Genomic DNA, 18,907 nt, shown 5'->3' on the forward strand with positions numbered 1-18,907 from the left:
CTCGCACGCCATCGCCGAGATCGCCAACATCGCCCCCGACACCCACCAGGCGTATGCCGGGGCCGCCGCCTTCGCCCACAAGGCGGGGCTGCACGGACGGCGTGTCCGCCGGGTCGCGGGCGTAGCGCAGCATGAGCACGCCGTCCCCGGCGGCCAGCGTGTGCCGCAGCGGCAGCGGTCGGGGCGGGCTGTGCGGTCCGGCGGTGATCCGCCCCGGGCCGGCCCCGGCCAACAGCGGGGCGACGGTCAGGCAGAGTTCGTCGACGAGGTCGGCCGCGGTGAGCGCGCCGAACAGGTGCGGACCACCCTCGCAGAGCAGTTGCCCCAGTCCGCGTCGACGCAGCGCGGCCAGGCCGGCGGCGAGATCGACGGTGTCCCGGCCGACCCGCACCAGGTCGACGGCGTCGGTGAGGCCGGGCGGTGCGACGGCCGTCTCGGTGGTCAGCACCACCGGGCGCACCGGGGCGTCGGCGAAGGCGGCCTGCGCCGGGTCGAGCCGCAGCGACCCGGAGACGACCGCCAGCGTGGGGTACTCGGCCAGGCCGTGCGCGCGTCGCCAGGCCCGCCGTGGCGCACTCAGCCGGATCGCCCGGTAGCCCTCGTGCCGCAGCGTGCCGGCAGCCACCAGCAGCCCGTCGCAGAGCATCCGGAGCAGACCGAAGACCCGCTTGTCCGGGGCGCCGGACAGCCCGGCGGAGTAACCGTCCAGGGTGACCGCGCCGTCGGCGCTGGCGACGAAGTTGACCCGGAGCCGGGGGGTGTCGGCGCGGGCGTAGATCGCGGTCAGCGCGGCGTCGTCCAGCGGACCGGTGGCCGGCGCGGGCCAGATCCGCCGGATCGGGATCTCGTCGCTCATTCGCCGGCCGGACCGGTGACCACGGGGGTGGGCGCGGGGGTACGGTGCTGGCAGTCGCACCACGTCCGGCCGGGGCAGTCGTCGTGCCTGCGCTGCCGGCACGCTCGGCAGATCATGCGGGCAGCCTATGCGGTGGGGCGGGCGGCTGCCGGCCACCCTCGGCTCTTGCCGCCGAAGGTGTCCGCGCCGGGTCAGCACACCGATCGGGCGGCCGGTGCGGGCCCCCGGTGGCTGCTCTTCCGGCCGGCCCCGTCGTCGCCCGAGCGGGTCGGGGCGACCAGCCCGCTGCGCCACGTCCGGCGACCTGCGTCCCGGTGGTGGAGGGGCATAAACGCGATACCTGGTAACGATCTGGGAACGCTCCCAACGGTCTATTGACACCCCCGACACCTCCCGGCAATCTCATGGGAGCGTTCCCAAGGGCGTGGTGCGGATCACCCGCGGCCACCTCCGACGGACCGGCGGCAGACGTCGGACCGGCCCGGGACATGCAACGGCACCCCCACCACACCAACCCAGCCTCACCATCGAAAAGGGGTCAGGATGAGCGTCACCACGCGGCGTAACCGTTTCGCGGTCGCCGCCCTGGCCGCGGTCACCGCCATCGGCGGTCTCGCGGCCTGCGGCAAGGACGATGAGGCCAAGGAATCCGGCGGCAAGCCCAGCAAGCTGGTCGTCGACACCTTCGGCGAGTTCGGATACGACGAGATCATCAAGCAGTACGAGAAGGACACCGGCATCAAGGTCGAGCTGCGCAAGACCGCGCAGCTCAACGAGTACCGGCCGAAGGTGGTCCGGGCGCTCGCCACCGGCAAGGGCGCCGCGGACGTCACCGCGCTCGAAGAGGGCATCCTCAACGAGTTCAAGACCAACCCGGCCAACTGGGCCGACCTGGCGCCGCTGATTGCCGACCACAGCAAGGAATACCTGCCGTGGAAGTGGGAGCTGGGCAAGGCGGCGGACGGGCGGCTGATCGGCCTGCCCACCGACGTCGGCAGCCTCGCGGTCTGCTACCGCAAGGACCTGTTCGCCGCGGCCAAGCTGCCGACCGAGCGGGACCAGGTGGCCGCGCTCTGGCCGGACTGGAACGCCTTCATCGAGACCGGCAAGAAGTACCGCGCGGCCACCAACAAGGGCCTGATCGACTCGGTCACCACCGCGGCCAGCGCGGTCATGGTGCAGCAGGGCGGTGACCTCTTCTACGACAAGGAAGACAACGTCGTCGCCGACAAGAGCGCGGCCGTGAAGACCGCCTGGGAGACCTCGGTCGCGATGGCCGACGCGAAGATCTCCTCGAAGAGCGCCACCTGGTCGCCCGAGTGGTCGGCCGGCTTCAAGCAGGGCACCTTCGCGGCCACCTTCTGCCCGTCGTGGATGCTCGGTATCGTCGCCGACAACTCCGGCCCGGAGAACAAGGGCAAGTGGGACGTGGCGCCGGTTCCCGGCGGCGCGGGCAACTGGGGCGGCTCGTGGCTGGCCGTGCCGGCCCAGAGCAAGTTCCCGAAGGAGGCGGCGAAGCTCGCCGAGTACCTGACCAACGCCAAGAGCCAGGTCGAGGCGTTCAAGCTCAAGGGCCCGCTGCCGACCAACCTCGAGGCGCTGAAGAACCCGGACTTCACCAGCTACACCAACGAGTACTTCAGCGGTGCCCCGACCGGCAAGATCTTCGGTGAGAGCGTCGAGAAGATCCAGCCGCTGCACCTCGGCCCGAAGCACCAGGCGATCAAGGAGAACGCGTTCGAGCCGGCCCTGCGCTCGTACGAGAACGGGCAGTCCCCCAAGGACAAGGCCTGGGAGCAGTTCCTCAAGGACGCCAAGACCCAGGGCGCCTTCTGATCACTGCACCACCACCGGCGGTGGCGTCCGGGCATGTCCCGGGCGCCACCAATGGCGTCCCGTTCCACGTACCGCCCGCCTCACCGGCCCCGCCGGAGCCGGGAAAGGACCCCGCATGAGCCTCTCGGCCACGACGGCGCCGCCGTCGCCCAGCGCACCACCCCCCACACCTCCCCGGCGGCGCAGCCGGGCGATCACCCTGAACCGCCTCGACCTGAAGCTCTCGCCCTACCTCTACATCGCGCCGTTCTTCGTGATCTTCGGCATCTTCGGGTTCTACCCGATGCTGCGGACCGCGTGGATGTCGCTGCACGACTGGGACCTCATCGGTGACCACAGCTTCATCGGGTTCGACAACTACACCCGGCTGTTCACCGACGAATACTTCTGGAACGCCACGATCAACACGTTCGGCATCTTCATCCTGTCGACGATCCCGCAGTTGCTCCTGGCACTCTTCCTGGCCACCATGCTCAACCGCACCTTCCTGCGGGCCCGGACGCTGTTCCGGATGGCCATCTTCATGCCCAACGTGGTCTCCGTCGCCGCGGTGGCGATCGTCTTCGGGATGCTCTTCCAGCGCGACTTCGGTCTGATCAACTGGGTGCTCAGCCTGGTCGGCGTCGACGCGGTCGACTGGGACGCCCAGAAGTGGAGCTCCTGGACGGCCATCGCCTCCATGGTCAACTGGCGGTGGACCGGCTACAACACGCTGATCCTGCTGGCCGGCATGCAGGCCATCCCGAAGGACCTCTACGAGGCCGCCGCGATCGACGGCGCCAACCAGTGGAAGCAGTTCTGGCGGATCACCCTGCCGATGCTGACCCCCACCTTCGTCTTCGTGGTCACCCTGTCCACCATCGGTGGGCTCCAGCTCTTCACCGAGCCGCTGGTCTTCGGCAACGGCAACATCATCGGTGGCGACCAGCGCGAGTTCCAGACCCTGGCGATGTACATGTACGAACTCGGCATCGAGAACCTCAGCTCCGCCGGCTACGGCGCAGCGGTGGCCTGGGCCATGTTCGTCATGATCGCCCTGGTCTCGCTGGTGAACTTCCTGCTCGTCCGCCGTTCGGTGAAGTGAGGACCGCGCCGTGAACAAGGCATCCCAGCGCCTCTGGCGCACCAGTCCGCTGCTCTACATCGCGCTCGTCGTCGCGGTGCTCTTCTCGGTGTACCCCTTCTACTACATGGTGGTCATCGCCACCCGTAGCCTCGACCAGATCAACGACGTGCCGCCGCCGTTCACCCCGGCCGGCGAGTTCGGCGCGAACTTCGGCCGGGTGCTCGACAACGACGCGGCGAACTTCCTCACCGGCCTGCTCAACTCGGTGATCGTCTCCGCCGTGGTCACCGTCTCGGTGGTGATCACCGGGTCGCTGGCCGGGTTCGCCTTCGCCAAGCTGCGGTTCCGGGGCCGCAACGCCCTGCTGCTGACGATCATCGTGACCATGATGATCCCGACCCAGCTCGGCCTGATCCCGCTCTGGGGCATGATCCAGGACCTCGGCTGGTACGACACCCTCTACGCGGTGACCGTGCCCTTCCTGGTCAGCGCATTCGGCGTGTTCATGATGCGGCAGTACGCCATCCAGGCCATCTCCGACGAGCTGATCGAGGCCGGCCGGGTCGACGGCGCCAGCACCTTCCGGATCTTCTGGAACATCGTGCTGCCGGCGCTGCGCCCCGCCGCCGCCGTGCTCGGCCTGCTCACCTTCATGGAGACCTGGAACTCCTACCTCTGGCCGTACGCCGTGCTCACCCCCGAGAACCCGACCCTGCAGGTGTCGCTGGCGTTCCTGTCCTACGCCTACTACACCGACTACTCGCAGGTGTTCGCCGCGACCGCCATCGGCACCGTGCCCCTGGTGATCGTGTTCATCGTGTTCGGCCGCCAGATCATCGGCGGCATCATGGAAGGCGCCGTCAAGTCGTGAGCAACCCGACCCACCCGCCCGCTGTCGGCGTACTCGACCAGGGGCCGGAACTGACCTTCCCGCCCGGCTTCCTGTGGGGCGCGGCGACCGCCGCGTACCAGATCGAGGGGGCCGCCGCCGAGGGCGGCCGGACCCCGTCGATCTGGGACACGTTCAGTCACACCGAAGGGCGGGTGGTTTCCGGGCACACCGGGGACGTGGCCTGCGACCATTACCACCGGATGCCCGACGACGTCCGGATGATGGCCGAGCTGGGCCTCAAGTCGTACCGGTTCTCGGTCTCCTGGCCGCGGGTGCAGCCCGGCGGCACCGGCGGCGCCAACCAGCAGGGTCTGGACTTCTACCGGCGGCTGATCGACGAGCTGCTGGCCAACGGCATCGAGCCGTGGCTCACCCTCTACCACTGGGACCTGCCCCAGCCGCTGGAGGACGCGGGCGGCTGGCCGGCCCGGGACACCGCCGGTCGGTTCGCCGACTACGCGTCCCTGGTCGCGGACGCCGTCGGTGACCGGGTGACGTACTGGACCACCCTCAACGAGCCGTGGTGCTCGGCGTTCCTCGGCTACGGCTCCGGGGCGCACGCCCCCGGGCGTTCCGACGGGGCGGACTCGGTCCGGGCCGGGCACCACCTCATGCTCGGTCACGGGCTCGCCGTGCAGGCCCTGCGGGCCAAGCTGCCGCAGGCCCAGCTCGGCGTCACGGTCAACCTCTACCCGGTGACCCCGGCCAGCGACGCGCCCGCCGACGTCGACGCCGCCCGCCGGATCGACGGGTTGGCCAACCGGTTCTTCCTCGACCCGCTGCTGCGCGGGTCGTACCCGGCGGACCTGACCGCCGACCTGGCCGAGGTGACCGACTTCGGACACGTCCGGGACGGCGATCTGGAGATCATCTCCACCCCGTTGGACCTGGTCGGCGTCAACTACTACAGCCGGCACGTGGTGGCCGCCCCGGTCGCCGGTGAGGAGCCGGAGAAGTACTGGCGGGCACCGTCCTGCTGGCCGGGCAGCGAGGACGTCCGGTTCGTCACCCGGGGTGTCCCGGTCACCGACATGGACTGGGAGATCGACGCCCCGGGCCTCGTGGAGACGCTGCGGCGGGTCCACGAGGAGTACACCGACCTGCCGCTCTACGTCACCGAGAACGGCTCGGCGTTCGTCGACACCGTGCAGGACGGTCGGGTCGACGACGTCGACCGGTTGGCCTACTTCGACGCACACCTGCGGGCATCCCACGAGGCGATCGGCGCGGGAGTGCCCCTGCGGGGCTACTTCGCGTGGTCGCTGATGGATAATTTCGAGTGGGCCTGGGGTTACACCAAGCGCTTCGGGATGGTCTGGATCGACTACGACACCCAGGCCCGTATCCCCAAGTCCAGCGCCAGGTGGTACGCCGAGGTGATCCGACGCAACGGTCTGGCCGCACAATAGGCAGAGGCCAGCCAGCATTCCGGACGGCCCCGCCGCGCCGCCCGCCCCCGGGGGCGGACGGCGGGGACCGTCCGACGTCGGAGGAGAGACGATGACAACGCAACGCACCCGGTCACTCGGGCGCCCGACCCTCGACGCGGTCGCCGCCCGCGCGGGTGTCGGGCGGGGCACGGTCTCCCGGGTGGTCAACGGTTCACCCCAGGTCAGTCCGGAGGCCCGGGCCGCCGTCCAACAGGCCATCGCCGAGCTGGGGTACGTCCCGAACCGGGCGGCACGGGCACTGGTCACCCAGCGCACCGACTCGGTGGCCCTGGTGGTCTCCGAGTCGGGGGAGCGGGTCTTCACCGAACCGTTCTTCGCCGGCATCGTCCGGGGCGTCAGCTCCGGCCTGCTGGAGACGCCGCTGCAACTCTGGCTCGCCATGGTGCAGTCCCCGATCGAACGGGAACGGGTCGAGAACCACCTGACCAACCAGCACGTCGACGGGGTGCTGCTGCTGTCGCTGCACGACTCCGACCCGCTGCCCACCCTGCTGGAGGAGCGCGACCTGCCCACCGTGCTCGGCGGTCGGCCGGCTCGGATGCTGCGCCCCGGGGCACGGCCGTCCTGGTTCGTCGACGTCGACAATGTCGGTGGGGCCCGCAACGCGGTGCAGCACCTGGCCCGGCGGGGCCGACGCCGGATCGCCACCATCGCCGGCCCGCAGGACATGGGCGCCGGCCTGGCCCGCCTGGTGGGCTACCGGGAGGCGGTGGAGTCCACCATCGGCGGGCTCGACCCGCGCATGATCGCCTACGGGGACTTCAGCGAGGGCAGCGGCGCGGCGTGCATGCGCCGGCTGCTGGACGCCTGCCCCGAGTTGGACGCGGTCTTCGTCGCCTCCGACCTGATGGCGTTCGGCGCGCTGCGGACCCTGCGTGAGTCGGGTCGCCGGGTGCCCGAGGACGTCGCGATCATCGGTTTCGACGACTCCCCGGTCGCCCAGCAGGCCGACCCGCCGCTGACCACGGTCTTCCAGCCGGTGGAGGAGATGGGCCGGCAGATGGCCCGGCTGCTGGTGGCCCGCATCCGGGGTGACGAGATCCCCACCCCGCACATCCTGCTGGACACCGAGCTCATCCAGCGTGCCTCCACCTGAAGCGCTTCGACAGTTCCGGCCTCCACCCCGGGGCCGTGCCTGACCGGCGATGGCACGGTTCGCCGCAGGCGGCACCCGCCGTGCGGCACGGGCAGCCGCGCTGTGCGGCTGGTGGCCCGCTCCCGATCCGGGCCGACGGCCGGCGGCGCAGGCGCAGGCTCAGGACCAGCGGCGCAGCTCCCGCTTGGCCAGGGACGAGCGGTGCACCTCGTCGGGGCCGTCGGCGAGCCGCAGGGTGCGGGCCTGGGCCCAGAGCCCGGCGAGCGGGGTGTCCTGGCTGACCCCGGCGCCGCCGTACCCCTGGATCGCCTTGTCGATCACCCACTCGGCCATCGCCGGCGTGGCGATCTTGATGGCCTGGATCTCGGTGTGTGCGCCCCGGTTGCCGACGGTGTCCATCAGCCAGGCGGTCTTGAGCACCAGCAGCCGGGCCTGCTCGATCCGCACCCGGGACTCGGCGATCCACTCCCGGACCACCCCCTGCTCGGCCAGCGGCCGGCCGAACGCGATCCGCTCGTTGGCCCGCCGGCAGAGCAGCTCCAGGGCCCGCTCGGCCATCCCGACCAGCCGCATGCAGTGGTGGATGCGGCCCGGACCGAGCCGGGCCTGGGCGATGGCGAACCCGGCCCCCTCGCCACCGACCAGGTTCTCCGCCGGCACCCGGACGTCGACGAAGTCGATCTCCGCGTGCCCGCCGTGCGGGGCGTCGGAGTAACCGAAGACCGTCATGCCCCGCCGGACGTGCACCCCCGGGGTGTCCCGGGGCACCAGCACCATGCTCTGCTGACGGTGCCGGTCGGCGGTGGGGTCGGTCTTGCCCATCACGATGAACAACCCACACCGGGGGTCCATCGCCCCGGACGACCACCACTTGCGCCCGTTGACCACGTAGTGGTCGCCGTCCCGGACGATCCGGGTGGCGATGTTGGTGGCGTCGGACGAGGCCACCTCCGGCTCGGTCATGCAGAACGCCGAACGGATCTCGCCGGCCAGCAGCGGGGCGAGCCACCTGTCGCGGTGCGCCTCGGAGCCGAACTCGGCCAGCAGCTCCATGTTGCCGGTGTCCGGGGCGGCGCAGTTGACCGCCTCGGGGGCCAGGTGCGGGCTGCGCCCGGTCAGCTCGGCGAGCGGGGCGTACTGCAGGTTGGTCAGCCCGGCGCCGTAGCGCGGATCGGGCAGGAAGAGGTTCCACAGGCCGCGACGGCGGGCCTCGGCCTTCAGCTCGTCGAGCACCGGGGGCCGGGCCCACGGGTCGCCCGCCGCCGCGACCTGTGCGGCGTGCACCGGCTCGGCCGGCAGGACGCACTCGTCCAGGAACGCGCCGAGCCGCTCCCGCAGCTCGACGGTGCGCTCGTCGTACCCGAAGTCCATCAGTTCCCCCCGACCGCGCGCAGACCGTGCTCGACCAGCGGCGGCACCATCTCGCCGATCCGGTCGAACCCACCGCCGAGGGTCTGCCCCAGGGTGTGCCGGTAGTGGATGCCCTCGCAGATCACCGCGAGCTTGAAACAGCCGAGGGCCAGGTGCCAGTGCAGCGGCCCCACGTCGACGTCGCTGCGCCCGGCGTACCGGTCGATCAGCTCGCGGCCGGTGGGGAAACCCGCGCGCGGGCCGAGCCCGTCGGCGACCGGGTTGCCCTCGGCGAGATCACTGTCGCCGAGCACGTCCCAGTACGTCAGCAGCAGCCCCAGGTCGGCCAGCGGGTCACCCAGGGTGGCCATCTCCCAGTCCAGCACCGCCCGCACCGACACCGGGTCGACCGCGGTGAGCAGATTGTCCAGCCGGTAGTCGCCGTGCACGATCCGACCGGCGTTGACGCCCTCGGGCACCGAGGCGGCCAGCGCGTCGCGTAACTCGTCCACCCCGGGCAACTCCCGGCTGCGGGACCGGTCGAGCTGGCCGGCCCAGCGCCGCACCTGCCGGCCCAGGTAGCCCTCGGGACGACCGAAGTCGGCCAGCCCCACCTCGGCCGGGTCGACGGTGTGCAGCGCGGCGAGGGTGTCCATCATCGCCCAGGCCAGGTCGCGGCGCTGGCCGCCGGTGAGCGGATCGGTCTGCGCCCGGGTGCGCAGCACCTCGCCCGGCACCCGCTGCATCAGATAGAACGGTGCGCCGATCACCGCCGGGTCGGCGCAGAGCAGCAGCGCCTCGGGCACCGGCACGGTGGTCGGTGCGAGCGCGGCGATCACGCGGTGCTCGCGGGCCATGTCGTGCGCGGTGGCCAGCACGTGCCCCAGCGGGGGGCGGCGCAGCACCACCTCGCGTCCGCCGCAGTGCAGCAGGTAGGTCAGGTTGGACTTGCCGCCGGTGATCAGGGTGGCCCGCAGCGGCCCGTCGGCCACCAGCTCCGGCCGGTGCGCGACCAGCCAGCCGTGCAACCGGTCGAGGTCCAGCCCCGGTGGTGCGGCGTACGGCGGCCCGGGTCGGCTGCCGGGGGACGCGTCGACGGCCGGCTCGGTCATCCGAATAGTTGAGGGCAGGTCAGCCGGGTTGTCAAGGTCAGCCATTTTCCGCCGGGGACATGCCACGGCAACAGGGGCGAAATGGTCAACCGGCAGGCTGGCAACAGCCTGCCGGCCCTGTGTGGCCGGCCCGCCGAGCGGAGGGACTGACATGTTGCTGAGAGTTCGGGTGACCCTGCCGGACCGCCCCGGGACACTCGGCCAGGTGGCCCGTACGCTCGGCGTCTCCGGTGCCGACATCGTCCAGGTCGTGGTGCTGGAGCGGCTCGGTGGCCGCGCGGTCGACGACTTCACCGTGGTCTGGCCGGGTGCCGCCCGGGTCGAGGGCCTGCTCGCCGGTCTCGCCGCCATCCCCGGGGTGCGCGTCGACGGGGTGTGGCGGGCGATCGGGGCACCGACCACCACCGGTCAGGACGCCGAACTACTCGCCCAGGTGGCGGCGAACCCCACCGACGGGGTGGCCACCCTGGTCGACGCGGTACCGGGGCTGCTCGCCGCAGACTGGGCGGTGGCGGCCGTCGTACCGCTGGACTGGGCCTCGCGGGCCGGCGCGGGGACGGCCACCGTCGGGCACGCCAGCTGGCGTGCCCCGGAGCCGCCCCGGCTGCCCGAGGTGACCCCGCTGCGGGCCCGCACCCTGACCATGGCCGACGGCACGCACTACGCGATCGCGCCGTTCGGCCGGGCCGGGCTGGTGCTGGTGGTGGCCCGGGACCACACCGAGCCGTTGACCGCCGCCGGGTTCCACGCCACCGAGGTCGACCGGCTCGCCCAGTTGGTCCGGGCCAGCGCGGTGATCCTCGGGGACCGGCTCGACCTGGTCGGCCCGCGGTCGGTGACCACCGTCACCTGACCTGGGCGAACGGTTGCCGGTGCGACACCACCGGGCAACGCCACGGCAACAGGCCCCGGGCAGGCTTCGTGGTGGGGAAGGGAGTGGGCATGGCGCTGTGGCGAGTCAGGGCGACCGTGGACGACCGGCCGGGTTACCTGTCGGTCCTCACCGCGAGTCTCGCGCTGCGAGGAGTCAACATCCTCACCGTGCAGGTGCACACCACCGAGGTCGGTGCGGTGGACGACTTCCTCGTCGACGCGCCGGACGCGCTCGACGAGGCGGACCTGATCGCCGCCGTCGAGCGGGGCCGGGGTCGCAACTGCTGGGTGGCGCGCAGCGAGGCGCGTGGCCTGGCCGACCAGCCGACCCGGGTGCTCGGCCTGGCCACCCGGTTGGTCGGCGACCCGGAACAGGCCGGTGAGGTGCTCCGAGCCACCCTCGGCGCGGACGAGGTGACCTGGCGACCGACGTCCGCCACCGGGCACGACGCGGTGGGCACCACGACCATGCTGCTGACCGACCCGACCGGCGGCTCCTACGAACTGCGCCGGCAGGCACCCAGCTTCACCCCGGCGGAATACGCGCGGGCGCAGGCGCTGGTGGAGTTGGCGGCGGCGGTGGCCCGGCGGGAAGCCGACCGGGTGACCCTGGTGCTGCCCGACGGGGCGGAACTGTCCCTCCGGCCAGCGACCGCCGACGACCTGGCCGGGGTGCTGGAGCTGCACGAGGGCTGCTCGGCGCGGAGCCGGCAACGGCGGTATCTGAGCGGCGCGGCGCTGCCCTCGCCGACCCGGCTGCGCCGCCTGCTGGAACCAGCCCGGGGGCTGACCCTGGTGGCCACGACGACCGGCTCCGACGGGGCGGCGGAGTCGGTCGTCGCGCTGGCCAACCTGCTCGCCGAGGGCGACGAGGCGGAGGTGGCGCTGCTGGTCCGCGACGACTGGCAGCGACGTGGTCTGGGCACCGCGCTGCTGCGTCGGCTGCTGACCCACGGCGAGCGGGCCGGCTACGCGGCGCTGGTCCTGCACACCCAGGCCGAAAACACGCCGATGGTGCGGACACTGGCCCGGCTGGGCCGGCCCGCGACGGTCGAGCGGGACGGCACCGTGCTCACCGTCACCGTCCCGCTGGCCGGCGTACCGGCGACCGGCGTCCCGCTGGCCGGCGTTCCAGCGACCGGCGTCCCGGTCACCGGCGGAATCCCGCGCCCCAGCACGAGCGTGGGCGGCACCCGGCCGACCAGCACGAACGGTGGGATCTGCTGACCCCACCGACCATCGAGACGACCCGTACGGCACCGGGCGGGGGCATTCCTCCCGGTGCAAGGCCGAACTCCGATGCGGGGGACGGTGCACAGGCAGGGCCCCCGGTGCGGGGGCCCTGCCCATGTCCGGCGCGATGCCCCGGATCAGCCGAAGAAGGTGCCCGCCCGGCGGTGCCCCGAGACGCAGAACCGGTTCCCCTCGGTGTCGGCGAGCACGACGTACGGTAGCTGGCCGGGTTCCGGTACGGCAGGATAGTGCGGCCAGTCGACCCGGTCGGCACCCAGCCCGAGCAGCCGGTCCACCTCGTCGTCGAGGTCCCGGTCACCCGCGTGCAGGTCGAGGTGGATACGGGGAAACTCCGCCACCGGGCTCTCGCTGACGTCCATGGCCAGCGCCACCCCCGTGGTACCCGGCGGCGGCTCCAGGACGATCCACTCGTCTGCCGGGTAGCGGGGTGGGCGACGGACGTAACCCAGCGCCTCGGCCCAGAACCGGCCGGCGCGACGGTCGTCGGTCACCCCCAACGACACCTGTTCGATCATCGACATCGATCCAGGCTAGTCACGTCGACGCCCAGCCCCGGTACGAACATCCCCCGCCCCCAACTCCGCACCCCCGCCCCGTCCCTCCGCGCCCTGCGTGTTTTCCGCGGGCTCTTCCGGGTGTCGTGGGGGTTGGCCCCTTCACAAACCGATGACCGAACGATTACATTGGCGCACATCCATGGGAGCGCTCCCGCGACTCCTTCGGTTCTCTCACCACCACCCGCCTCCGGCGGCGCTCACCACCCGCGACGCCCCCGTCCCCGCGTCCGGTGGGCGCCGCCGGAGGCACCACCGACAGGAGTTTCGCCATGCAGCACCCGAACCGGCCGGGCCGGTCGGGCGGGGGCCGACCTCGGCTCCGCCGCCTGTTCGCCACCGGTGTCGCCCTGACCAGCGGGCTGGCCCTCGCCGTCAGCGCCCTCCCGCTCACCGCCGGCGCCGCTCCCGCTGGGGCCGAGCGCGCCGCTGCCGCCGGGGCCGCTCCCGCCGCTGCCGAGCGCGCGGCTGCCGAGCGCACCACGGCTGCCGAGGCCGCCGGCACCGGCATGTTCAACTACCCCGAGGCGCTGCAGAAGTCGTTGCTGTTCTACGAGGCGCAGCAGTCCGGCAAGAAGCCGTCCTGGAACCGGGTCTCCTGGCGGGGCGACTCCGCGCTGACCGACGGGGCGGACGTCGGGGTGGACCTCACCGGCGGCTGGTACGACGCCGGTGACCACGTGAAGTTCGGCTTTCCGATGGCGTTCAGCGCCACCATGCTCGCCTGGGGTGCGGTCGAGTACCGCGACGGGTACGTCGCCTCAGGGCAGCTCACCCCGCTGTTGAACAACCTGCGCTTCGTCAACGACTACTTCATCAAGGCGCACCCCTCGGCCAACGTGCTCTACGGGCAGGTCGGCAAGGGCGACGACGACCACAAGTGGTGGGGTCCGGCCGAGGTGCTGCCGATGGCGCGGCCCGCGTACAAGATCGATGCGAGCTGTGGGGGTGCGGACCTGGCGGGGGAGACGGCGGCGGCGATGGCCGCGTCGTCGATGGTGTTCCGGCCCACCGACGCCGCCTACGCCGACAAGCTGCTCACCCATGCCAAGCAGCTCTACACGTTCGCCGACACGGTGCGTAAGAGCTACCACGAGTGCATCACCGACGCGACGAGCTTCTACAAGTCGTGGAGCGGCTACACCGACGAACTGGTCTGGGGGGCGATCTGGCTGCACCGGGCCACCGGCGACGCGACCTACCTGGCCAAGGCCGAGAGCGAGTACGACAAGCTCGGCACCGAGCCGCAGTCCACCACCCGGTCCTACAAGTGGACCCTCGCCTGGGACAACAAGCAGTTCGGGGCGTACGTGCTGCTGGCCAACCTGACCGGCAAGCAGAAGTACGTCGACGACGCCAACCGGTGGCTCGATTACTGGACGGTCGGCGTCAACGGCCAGAAGGTGCCCTACTCGCCGGGCGGGATGGCCGTCCTCGACTCCTGGGGCGCGCTGCGGTACGCGGCGAACACCAGCTTCGCGGCGCTGGTCTACAGCGACAAGACCACCGACGCCACCCGCAAGGCCCGGTTCCACGACTTCGCCGTCCGGCAGGTCAACTACGCGCTCGGCGACAACCCGCGCAAGTCCAGCTACATGATCGGCTTCGGCGCCAACGCGCCGAAGAACCCGCACCACCGCACCGCCCACGGTTCCTGGTGGGACAGCCAGACGGTGCCGGTCGAGACCCGGCACGTGCTCTACGGCGCGCTGGTCGGCGGCCCGTCGGCGGCCAACGACGCCTACTCCGACAGCCGGTCGGACTACGTGATGAACGAGGTGGCCACCGACTACAACGCCGGTTTCACCTCCGCGCTGGCCCGGCTCTCCTCCGAGTACGGCGGCACCCCGCTCGCCAACTTCCCCAGCGCGGAGACCCCGGACATCGCCGAGCTGACCGTGGAGACCACGGTGATGCAGGCCGAGCCCCGGGCGACCGGGCTCAAGGCGGTCGTCTACAACAAGTCGGCGTTCCCGGCGCGGGCGCTGACCAACGGGAAGTTCCGTTACTACTTCCGGCCCGAGGGCAGCACCGCCGTGCAGGTCACCCCCGGCTACACCCAGGGGTGCCCGTCGCCGTCGACCGCCAAGCAGCTCTCCGGCGACATCTGGTACGTCGAGGTGGACTGCACCGGCTACACGATCGCCCCGGCCGGGCAGTCGCAGCACCGGATGGAGGTGCAGTTCAAGATCGGCGTACCGGAGGGTGGTACCTGGGATCCGACCAACGACCCGTCGTACCAGGCCACCGCCGGCCCAAACCCGAAGGTGCCGCTGTACGCCGGGACCACCCGGGTCTGGGGTGACGAGCCGACCTCGACGCCGACCGACACCACCCCGCCCACCGTCCCCGGCACCCCCGTCGCCTCCGCGATCACGCCCACCGGCCTGACGCTGACCTGGCCCGCGTCCACCGACACCGGTGGCAGCGGCGTGGCCGGCTACGACGTCGCCATGGAGCCGGTCGGCAGCGACGTGCGCTCCTCCTTCCGCACCACCACCAACAGCCTGACCCTGACCACGCTCTCGCCCGCCAGCAACTACCGGTTCTCGGTCCTGGCCCGCGACGGTGCCGGCAACAGCTCGTTGTGGTCGTCGGCGCTCGCGGTGGCCACCCCGGCGGGCACCGGTTCGGACACCAGCGGGCCGACCCCGCCCGGCACCCCGACCGCGTCGAACATCGGCGCGAACGGGGTCACCCTGAGCTGGACGCCGTCCACCGACAACGTCGGGGTCACCGGCTACCGGGTCTACAAGACGTCCTGGCCGGCCCATCTCGTCGTCGCCACGAGCACCGGCACCACCGCCCAGGTGACCGGACTGACGCCGGACACGTCGTACGGGTTCTACGTGGTGGCGGTGGACGCCGCCGGCAACCCGTCCACCCCGTCGAAGACGCTCACCGTGCAGACCCTGCCGGGCACCTCGACGCCGACCCCGACGCCGACCTCCACCCCGACGCCCACCCCGACCCCGACCACGCCCGCCTCGTCGTGCAAGGTCGGTTACACCACCACCGACTGGACCAACGGCTTCACCGCCAGCATCAGCATCACCAACACCGGTACGACCGCGCTCAACGGTTGGAGCCTGGCCTTCACCTTCCCGACCAGCGGTCAGAAGGTCAGCCAGGGCTGGTCGGCGACGTTCGCCCAGACGGGGGCGGCGGTGACGGCGACCAGCATGAGCTACAACGGGGCGTTGGCCCCGGGCGCGTCCACCAGCATCGGGTTCAACGGCACCCACACCGGCAGCAACCCGAAGCCGACCACCTTCACCCTCAACGGGGCGGCCTGCACGGTCTCCTGATCATCGACCTGACGTGGCCGGCACCGCACCCTGGGTGACCGGCCACGTCTCGTCGGAGCGTGGTCGGCCAAAAATGTTCCGAAACTTTTCCGAAACATCTTTGTTCCGACCGGTGCATGGTGGAAACATCGACGGCACTAGATTTAACAACCACGACGTCCGGCCGTCCCGCCCCGACGGTCCGGGTGCGGGCCAGCAAGGAGACCACGATGGCAACAGGTCCATCCGTCCACCACGGCGGGGTTCGGCGACGGCGATCGCCCGCCGTCCGGGCGCTGCTCGCCGGCGCGGTCAGCGTCGTGACGGTGGCAGCCGCCGCGGTGATGATGCCGTCGGCGAACGCCGCCGCGACCACGCTGGGCGCGGCCGCCGCGCAGTCGGGCCGGTACTTCGGCACGGCTATCGCGGCCGGCCGGCTCGGCGACTCGACGTACAGCACGATCGCCGGCCGCGAGTTCAACATGATCACGGCCGAGAACGAGATGAAGCCGGACGCGACGCAGCCCCAGCGGGGCCAGTTCAACTTCAACTCCGGTGACCAGATCTACAACTGGGCCACCCAGCGCGGCCTGAAGGTCCGTGGGCACACCCTGGCCTGGCACGCGCAGCAGCCCGGCTGGATGCAGAGCCTGAGCGGCAGCACGCTGCGCCAGGCGATGATCGACCACATCAACGGCGTGATGGGCCACTACAAGGGCAAGCTCGCCGCGTGGGACGTGGTCAACGAGGCGTTCAACGAGGACGGCAGCCGCCGGTCGTCGAACCTCCAGGGCACCGGCAACGACTGGATCGAGGTGGCGTTCCGCACCGCGCGGGCCGCCGACCCGTCGGTGAAGCTCTGCTACAACGACTACAACATCGAGAACTGGTCGTACGGCAAGACGCAGGGCGTCTACCGCATGATCCAGGACTTCAAGTCCCGGGGCGTGCCGATCGACTGCGTCGGCCTGCAGACCCACTTCACCGGCGGCAGCTCGCTGCCGAGCAACTTCCAGACCACGCTGTCCAGCTTCGCCGCCCTCGGGGTGGACGTGGCGCTGACCGAGGTCGACGTCACGAACTCCTCCACCACCCAGTACGCCGGGCTGACCCAGGCGTGCCTGAACGTGCCGCGCTGCATCGGCATCACCGTGTGGGGCGTGCGCGACAGCGACTCCTGGCGCTCCAACGAGAACCCGTTGCTGTTCGACGGCGGCGGCAACAAGAAGGCCGCGTACAACTCGGTCCTCAACGCGCTCAACGCGGCGCCCCCGACCTCCGGGCCGACCACGGGCCCGCCCACCACGCCCCCGCCCACCACGACCCCGCCGCCGAGCGGCGGCGCCGGACGGATCGTCGGCGTGGCGTCGAACCGGTGCATCGACGTGCCGAACTCCACCCAGACCAACGGCACCCGGGTGCAGCTCTACGACTGCAACAGCCAGTCCAACCAGCAGTGGACGTACACCAGCAACAAGCAGCTGCGGGTCTACGGCACCAAGTGCCTGGACGCGAACGGCGCGGCCACCGCCAACGGCACCGGGATCATCATCTGGGACTGCAACAGCGGGGCCAACCAGCAGTGGAACATCAACTCCAACGGCACCATCAGCGGCGTGCAGTCCGGCCGCTGCCTGGACGTCTGGGGCACCGGCAACGGCCAGCAGGTCCAGCTGTACGACTGCCACGGGCAGACCAACCAGCAGTGGCGCACCGACTTCGGTGGCAGCAACCCGCCCACCACCGCGCCGCCGACCACGCCGCCGCCGACCACCACGCCGCCCCCGGGTGGTGGCTGCGCGCTCCCGTCGACCTACCGGTGGTCGTCGACCGGTGCGCTGACCAGCCCGAAGAACGGCTGGGTCTCGCTCAAGGACTTCACCAACGTCGTCTACAACGGCAAGCACCTGGTCTACGGCTCGTACGTCAACAGCAGCGGCCAGTACAGCTCGATGAACTTCGGCACGTTCACCAACTGGTCCGACATGGCCTCGGCCAGCCAGAACGGCATGAGCCAGGGCACCGTGGCGCCCACGCTGCTCTACTTCGCCCCGAAGAACATCTGGGTGCTGGCGTACCAGTGGGGGCCGACCTCGTTCAGCTACAAGACGTCGAGCGACCCGACCAACGCCAACGGCTGGTCCTCGGCGCAGACGCTGTCCACCGCCGCCCTCCCGGACGCCCCGTACGGTGTGATCGACCAGACCCTCATCGGTGACGACCAGAACATGTACCTGTTCTTCGCCGGGGACAACGGCAAGATCTACCGGTCGAGCATGCCGCTCGGGAACTTCCCGGGCAGCTTCGGTTCGAGCTACACGACGATCATGACGGACTCGACCAACAACCTGTTCGAGGGCGTCGAGGTCTACAAGGTGCAGGGCCAGAACCAGTACCTGATGATCGTCGAGGCGATCGGGAGCCAGGGGCGCTACTTCCGGTCGTTCACGTCCAACAGCCTGGGCGGCTCGTGGACCCCGCAGGCGGCCAGCGAGAGCAACCCCTTCGCCGGCAAGGCCAACAGCGGCGCCACGTGGACCAACGACATCAGCCACGGTGACCTGGTCCGCACCAACCCCGACCAGACCAAGACCATCGACGCCTGCAACCTGCAACTGCTCTACCAGGGCAAGGACCCCAACGCGAACACCGACTACAACCTGCTGCCGTGGCGGCCGGGTGTCCTCACCCTCCAGCGCTAGGCGCACCTGCGCCCGCGCAACGACCGGGGCGTGTCCGGCACCTGAGGGTGCCGGGCACGCCCCGCCCGGTTTCAGTCGGCCAGCTCCTCCGCGAGCAGGTCCATCAGCAGCGCGTCGTGCCAGTGCCCGTCCGCGCCCCGCTCGTACCGCCGCATCACGCCCACCGGGCGGAACCCCACCTTCGCGTACGCCCGGATCGCCGCCGTGTTCGCCGCCGCCGGATCGATGGTGAACCGGTGGTGGCCGTACTCGTCGACCAGGTGCCGGACCAGGGTACGGACCGCGTCCCCGCCCAGCCCGTTGCCGCGTACCGCCGGATCGAGGAAGACGTCCAGGCTGGCGTGCCGGTAGTCCGGGTCGGTCTCGGCGTACCACTGGATCGCCCCGACCAGCCGGCCCGCGTGCTCGACGACGTAGACCGTCACCGTGTCGTCGGCCAGGTCGGCCCGCACCGACGCGGCCAGGTCGTCACCGCCGCGCCACCAGCGGCGTACCTCCGGGGTGGCCCGGATCGTGGCCAGGGCGGGCACGTCCGCCTCCGTCACCGGCCGCAGCGTGACCGCCCGCCCGCGCAGCAC

Annotated in this window: 13 protein-coding genes and 1 pseudogene; 9 read left to right on the plus strand and 5 right to left on the minus strand. The window is 71.2% G+C overall.

Annotated features, from left to right (window positions below; translation table 11 throughout):
- Nucleotides 1-112 precede the first annotated feature (112 nt).
- Nucleotides 113-856, minus strand: a pseudogene (locus AB0K25_RS30565) (pyrimidine reductase family protein); the annotation flags it as partial.
- 543 nt (nt 857-1,399) lie between these two features.
- Between AB0K25_RS30565 and AB0K25_RS30570 the strand changes: the two are divergent.
- From AB0K25_RS30570 to AB0K25_RS30590, 5 genes are all read left to right on the plus strand, one after another.
- Complete coding sequence (locus tag AB0K25_RS30570) at nt 1,400-2,692, plus strand: extracellular solute-binding protein (protein ID WP_219468783.1); 1,293 nt, start codon at nt 1,400-1,402, stop codon at nt 2,690-2,692.
- Between the two features lie 115 nt (nt 2,693-2,807).
- Nucleotides 2,808-3,776 (plus strand): sugar ABC transporter permease, encoded by a 969-nt coding sequence (locus AB0K25_RS30575; protein ID WP_204924032.1) that lies wholly within the window; start codon nt 2,808-2,810, stop codon nt 3,774-3,776.
- A gap of 10 nt (nt 3,777-3,786) precedes the next feature.
- Entirely contained in the window at nt 3,787-4,629 is an 843-nt protein-coding gene (locus AB0K25_RS30580) for a carbohydrate ABC transporter permease (RefSeq protein WP_204924033.1), read from the plus strand.
- Nucleotides 4,626-6,059: a GH1 family beta-glucosidase gene (locus AB0K25_RS30585; RefSeq protein ID WP_219468786.1), complete on the plus strand. Its 1,434-nt coding sequence runs from the start codon at nt 4,626-4,628 to the stop codon at nt 6,057-6,059. Before AB0K25_RS30580 ends, AB0K25_RS30585 begins: the two co-directional genes overlap by 4 nt.
- A gap of 91 nt (nt 6,060-6,150) precedes the next feature.
- On the plus strand, nt 6,151-7,197 hold the full coding sequence (locus tag AB0K25_RS30590; protein WP_208570746.1) for a LacI family DNA-binding transcriptional regulator: 1,047 nt from the start codon (nt 6,151-6,153) through the stop codon (nt 7,195-7,197).
- A gap of 159 nt (nt 7,198-7,356) precedes the next feature.
- On the opposite strand, the gene AB0K25_RS30595 is transcribed toward AB0K25_RS30590, so the two are convergent.
- Nucleotides 7,357-8,568, minus strand: a complete 1,212-nt coding sequence (locus AB0K25_RS30595; protein ID WP_219468788.1) for an acyl-CoA dehydrogenase family protein — start codon at nt 8,566-8,568, stop codon at nt 7,357-7,359.
- The gene (locus AB0K25_RS30600; RefSeq protein WP_363823904.1) at nt 8,568-9,659 is read right to left on the minus strand and encodes a phosphotransferase family protein; all 1,092 of its coding nucleotides are present in this window, start codon (nt 9,657-9,659) and stop codon (nt 8,568-8,570) included. The genes AB0K25_RS30595 and AB0K25_RS30600 overlap by 1 nt, the downstream gene beginning before the upstream one ends.
- 151 nt (nt 9,660-9,810) lie before the next feature.
- Here AB0K25_RS30600 and AB0K25_RS30605 point away from each other — a divergent pair, with 151 nt between their 5' ends.
- Both AB0K25_RS30605 and AB0K25_RS30610 read left to right on the plus strand, forming a co-directional pair.
- Nucleotides 9,811-10,512, plus strand: coding sequence for an amino acid-binding protein (locus AB0K25_RS30605; RefSeq protein WP_219468793.1), 702 nt, complete (start codon nt 9,811-9,813; stop codon nt 10,510-10,512).
- An 89-nt stretch (nt 10,513-10,601) separates the two neighbouring features.
- Nucleotides 10,602-11,759, plus strand: a complete 1,158-nt coding sequence (locus AB0K25_RS30610; protein ID WP_219468796.1) for a GNAT family N-acetyltransferase — start codon at nt 10,602-10,604, stop codon at nt 11,757-11,759.
- A gap of 143 nt (nt 11,760-11,902) precedes the next feature.
- Here the strand turns inward: AB0K25_RS30610 and AB0K25_RS30615 are convergent, their stop codons facing one another.
- Complete coding sequence (locus AB0K25_RS30615; protein WP_244253589.1) at nt 11,903-12,307, minus strand: VOC family protein; 405 nt, start codon at nt 12,305-12,307, stop codon at nt 11,903-11,905.
- Nucleotides 12,308-12,612: 305 nt separating this feature from the next.
- On the opposite strand from AB0K25_RS30615, the gene AB0K25_RS30620 reads away from it, so the two are divergent.
- Together AB0K25_RS30620 and AB0K25_RS30625 are read left to right on the plus strand one after the other, a co-directional pair.
- The gene (locus tag AB0K25_RS30620; protein WP_363823891.1) at nt 12,613-15,648 is read left to right on the plus strand and encodes a glycoside hydrolase family 9 protein; all 3,036 of its coding nucleotides are present in this window, start codon (nt 12,613-12,615) and stop codon (nt 15,646-15,648) included.
- 209 nt (nt 15,649-15,857) lie between these two features.
- The gene (locus AB0K25_RS30625) at nt 15,858-18,329 is read left to right on the plus strand and encodes a non-reducing end alpha-L-arabinofuranosidase family hydrolase (protein WP_363823892.1); all 2,472 of its coding nucleotides are present in this window, start codon (nt 15,858-15,860) and stop codon (nt 18,327-18,329) included.
- A 71-nt stretch (nt 18,330-18,400) separates the two neighbouring features.
- On the opposite strand, the gene AB0K25_RS30630 is transcribed toward AB0K25_RS30625, so the two are convergent.
- Nucleotides 18,401-18,907 (minus strand): GNAT family protein, encoded by a 507-nt coding sequence (locus AB0K25_RS30630; protein ID WP_219468803.1) that lies wholly within the window; start codon nt 18,905-18,907, stop codon nt 18,401-18,403.

The sequence above is a fragment of the Micromonospora sp. NPDC049257 genome (genome assembly GCF_040678915.1).
GTDB classification, from domain to species: Bacteria; Actinomycetota; Actinomycetes; order Mycobacteriales; family Micromonosporaceae; genus Micromonospora; species Micromonospora antibiotica.